This is a genomic window from Lacinutrix sp., from assembly GCF_023299985.1.
Classification (GTDB): domain Bacteria; phylum Bacteroidota; class Bacteroidia; order Flavobacteriales; family Flavobacteriaceae; genus Lacinutrix.
Map to the genome: position 1 here is coordinate 1 of NZ_JALZVX010000050.1, position 4,252 is coordinate 4,252.

Genomic DNA, 4,252 nt, shown 5'->3' on the forward strand with positions numbered 1-4,252 from the left:
AAACGCTCCTCCTATTTTTTAGAAGAAGAATAAATTCTAATTTTTAAAAAAATGAGAAGAAAGCACTAGTTTTTTTTAAACAGCAGATTGCTTAAGTTTAATAAGCTTTAACTTATCTAATACTACCATTATACAATACGTAATATCTACTTCATGCCATTTTACTCCAAAATTAGCACGAGTAGAATGTGTGTGGTGGTTATTGTGGTAGCCTTCGCCCATCATTAAAAAATCGAACGGTAATAAATTTCTTGAAGTGTCACTTACTTCAAAATTTCTATAACCATAAATATGGCCAAACCAATTTATTATTACACCATGAATTGGAGCCATTAAAAAGGCAACTGGTAAAAATAGCCACTGCCACCAAGCGGTAGCAAATATTATAAAAAACGCTGTGTATAGTGCTCCCCAAACTAATCTTGAGATTTTAGAGCTTGCAAACTTATCAAAAGCTTCCCATTGTGGTACATTTTTAGTAAACTTTTCTGCTACAGGAATGCGTTTATTATTAATGTCTTGGTATGTGTTTTTTGTACGCCACATCATAGAAAAAACAGTAGCATCGTACTTTGGTGAGTGTGGATCTTTTTCTGTATCTGCATATGCATGGTGTAACCTATGCATAACGCCATAACCATAAGCACTTAAATAATTAGAACCTTGAAAAACCCAAGTAAGCACAAAACATATTTTTTCCATAGTACGAGACATGGTGTAGGTTTGGTGTGCTGCGTAACGGTGTAAAAAGAATGTTTGAAAAAACAATCCTGTGTACCAAAGTGTTAGTATTAATATTAAAATCATCATAGACTTTTACTTTTTCGTAAAGGTAAATAATTCTAGCATTTTGCACAATGAACTTAAGTTAAGAAATACGTTTTCTAATGCGGCTTAAAGCTTGTGCTGTTACACCAATATACGAGGCTATGTATTTTAAAGGAATTTCTTGCATTAGCTTAGGTCTTTCTTTAAATAAATTGAGGTAACGTTCCATGGCAGACTCGTTTAACAGTGACTGTTCGCGTTTAGATTTAATAAGAAATAAGCGTTCTGAAGACAAACGTCCAATTTGGTTACCTACTGCTGTTTTTTTATAAACCTCTTGTAAGTCGTTATAAGAAATTCTCCAAGTATTAAGGTCTGTTAATGCTTCAAGCTGATACAAGGACGGTTTTCTTGTTAAAAATGAATCGTATGCACTTACAAATTCGTTATTAAAACAGAAACCAAAAGTGGTGTCTTTTTCTTCATCTTTATTAGGAATAACAAAACGTGCAATACCACTTTCTATAAAAGAAATATAGTTTTCTGTCTCACCAACTTCTAAAACAATACTTCTTTTTTTGTAGGTTTTATTTATTAATTTAGACGAAAAAAACTGCCAATCTTTATCGCTAATGGTCACAGTTTTCTCTATATATTCTCTAATGTTTGTCATGCTTTTTCTTATACTACAAAGAACGCTTTTTTAAATTAATTAAATAAAATTTACATTTGTTAAAAGATACTGTTATTAAAGCTAAGAAAACAAAACAGTCTGTATAAAAATTTAGTATTTTTAAACTTTTAAAATTTAAAGCAGATTAAACTATGAAAATATTAGCCATTGGTAAAAATTATGTAAATAATAAAACGGAAATAAAAGCCATTACTAAAGGTTTTCAACTTATTTTTTCTAAGCCAGAATCTAGCTTGGTTACAGACAATAGAGATGTGGTATACCCAAGTTTTACTTCTAATTTATTATACGAGGTAGAATTGGTTATTAAAATTGGTAAGTCTGGTAAAAACATTTTAGAGCAAGAGGCTAACGCTTATATTTCGCATATTGGTATTGGGATAGATTATACAGCAAAAGATATTTTAAATCAGGTACGCGAAACCAAAGGACCTTGGGAATTAGCAAAAGGTTTTGATGGTGCTGCTCCTATTTCTGGCTTTAAAGCTGTTTCAGATTTTAAAGATTTAAACAACATTAACTTTAGTTTAAACATTAACAACGAACAAAAACAAGTTGGTAATACTGGTTTTATGATTTATAACTTTGCCGAAATTATAGCCTTTACCTCTCAATTTATGACTTTAGAACCTGGTGATTTAATTTTTACTGGAACACCAGCTAAAGGTGCTGGAGCAAGTATTAAAGGTGATCGTTTACAAGCGTCTATTGAAGGTGAATTACTTTTAGATTTTAAGGTGGTTTAGTAGAAAATTAATTATTTCTAACGACCTATTAAATTTGTTTTAACTCATTATAACTTCATTTTTTTAATTCCAAAAATTAAATCTATGTTACACCAAAGCGTTATCTATAATACTTTGTACCACTTCTGGATTTAGCAACGTACTTATATCTCCTAAGTTTCCAGAGTCTTTATGGGCTATTTTTCGTAAAATACGTCTCATAATTTTACCACTTCGTGTTTTAGGTAAACCGTCTGTAAACTGTATTTTATCGAGTTTAGCAATTGGTCCTATTTGTTCTGTAATAATCTGGTTAATTTCTTTACGCAAATTATCATGGTTTCTGCCTTCTCCTATGTCTTTTAAAATAACATAACCATATAATGCATTTCCTTTTACGTCATGCGGAAAACCAACTATAGCGCTTTCTGCAACTGCAGGATGCTCGTTAATAGCATCTTCAATTGGTGCAGTACCAAGATTGTGACCAGATACAATAATAACATCGTCCACACGACCAGTAATTCTATAATAACCAACCTCATCTCTTAGTGCGCCATCACCTGTAAAATAATTGTTTTCAAAAGCAGTAAAATAAGTTTCTTTATAACGTTTATGGTTTCCATAAATAGAACGTGCTATACTTGGCCATGGAAACTTAATACATAAACGACCACTAACTTGGTTGCCTTCTATCTCTTTACCTTCTTCGTCCATTAAACAAGGCTGAATACCAATAAATGGTAAAGTAGCGTAAGTAGGCTTAGTTGGTGTAACATAAGGAATTGGTGTTAGCATAATACCGCCATTTTCTGTTTGAAAATAAGTATCTACAATTGGTGCTTTGTTTTTACCAATATTATCATCGTACCAATGCCAAGCTTCCTCGTTAATTGGCTCGCCAACGGTTCCTAAAACTTTTAAGCTTGACAAATCGTGTTTTTGTGTGTATTCTAAACCTTCTTTTGCCAAAGCTCTAATAGCAGTTGGTGCTGTATAAAACTGATTCACTTTATGCTTTTCTACAATTTGCCAAAAACGACTATAATCTGGATGACTAGGAACGCCTTCAAATAAAACCGAAGTTGCGCCATTTGCTAATGGACCATAAATAATATAACTGTGTCCTGTAATCCACCCTACATCTGCACTACACCAATACACATCGTTTTCTGTGTAATTAAATACGTTTTTAAACGTGTAAGATGAATACACCATATAACCTGCAGTTGTATGTAACATGCCTTTTGGCTGTCCTGTTGAGCCAGAAGTATATAATATAAAAAGCGGATCTTCTGCATCCATAATTTCAGGTTCGCAATCTATAGAAGCTGCATCTAGCAATGGCTGTAACCAGAAATCTCTTTCGGTTGTCATTGTTATCTCTGAATTAATACGTTTTGCTACTAAAACATTTTCTATTCCTGGACAGTCTTTTAAAGCTTCGTCCACAATACCTTTTAAATCTATTGTTTTAGTTCCACGGAAAGACCCATCACTTGTAATTACCATTTTACAATCACAATCATTAATTCTAGTTGCTAATGCAGTAGATGAAAAACCCGCAAAAACAACAGAATGTACTGCGCCTATTCGTGCACATGCTAAAACGGAATATACAAGTTCAGGAATCATAGGTAAATAAATACACACACGATCACCTCTTTTCACACCTTTTGCTTTTAATACGTTTGCCATTTTGCAAACACGCTCATGTAAAACTTTATAAGTAATATGTTCTGCTGCTTCTTTTGGATCGTTAGGTTCAAAAAGAATAGCCGTTTTGTTTCCTCTTGTTAGTAGATGTCTGTCTAAACAATTCTCTGTAATATTCAATTTTGCACCCTCAAACCATTTTACTTCTGGCTTTCTAAAATCCCAACTTAAAACGGTATCCCATTTTTTTCGCCATAGAAAATGTTCTTCAGCTATTTCCTCCCAAAAAGCTTCAGGATTATTAACCGATTTTCTATAAACTTGAAAATATTCTTCAAGGTGTTTTATGTGGTAATTACTCATTATATAGATTTATATAGAAATTAAAAAGCACTGTAAATTTACAGTG

At 32.4% G+C, this 4,252-nt stretch carries 4 protein-coding genes; 1 reads left to right on the forward strand and 3 read right to left on the reverse strand.

What is annotated here, in order from left to right:
- Positions 1-75: 75 nt before the first annotated feature.
- Both Q0C58_RS02645 and Q0C58_RS02650 read right to left on the reverse strand, forming a co-directional pair.
- Positions 76-810 (reverse strand): acyl-CoA desaturase, encoded by a 735-nt coding sequence (locus Q0C58_RS02645; RefSeq protein WP_290697097.1) that lies wholly within the window; start codon positions 808-810, stop codon positions 76-78.
- Between the two features lie 58 nt (positions 811-868).
- Positions 869-1,441 carry a Crp/Fnr family transcriptional regulator gene (locus Q0C58_RS02650; RefSeq protein WP_290697100.1) on the reverse strand — a complete coding sequence of 191 codons (573 nt, stop codon included), beginning with the start codon at positions 1,439-1,441 and terminating at the stop codon, positions 869-871.
- A 152-nt stretch (positions 1,442-1,593) separates the two neighbouring features.
- Between Q0C58_RS02650 and Q0C58_RS02655 the strand changes: the two genes are divergently transcribed.
- Positions 1,594-2,208: a fumarylacetoacetate hydrolase family protein gene (locus Q0C58_RS02655; RefSeq protein ID WP_290697104.1), complete on the forward strand. Its 615-nt coding sequence runs from the start codon at positions 1,594-1,596 to the stop codon at positions 2,206-2,208.
- A gap of 87 nt (positions 2,209-2,295) precedes the next feature.
- Here Q0C58_RS02655 and acs read toward each other — a convergent pair whose 3' ends face one another.
- Entirely contained in the window at positions 2,296-4,206 is a 1,911-nt protein-coding gene (gene acs / locus Q0C58_RS02660) for an acetate--CoA ligase (RefSeq protein ID WP_290697107.1), read from the reverse strand.
- Between the last annotated feature and the right edge of the window lie 46 nt (positions 4,207-4,252).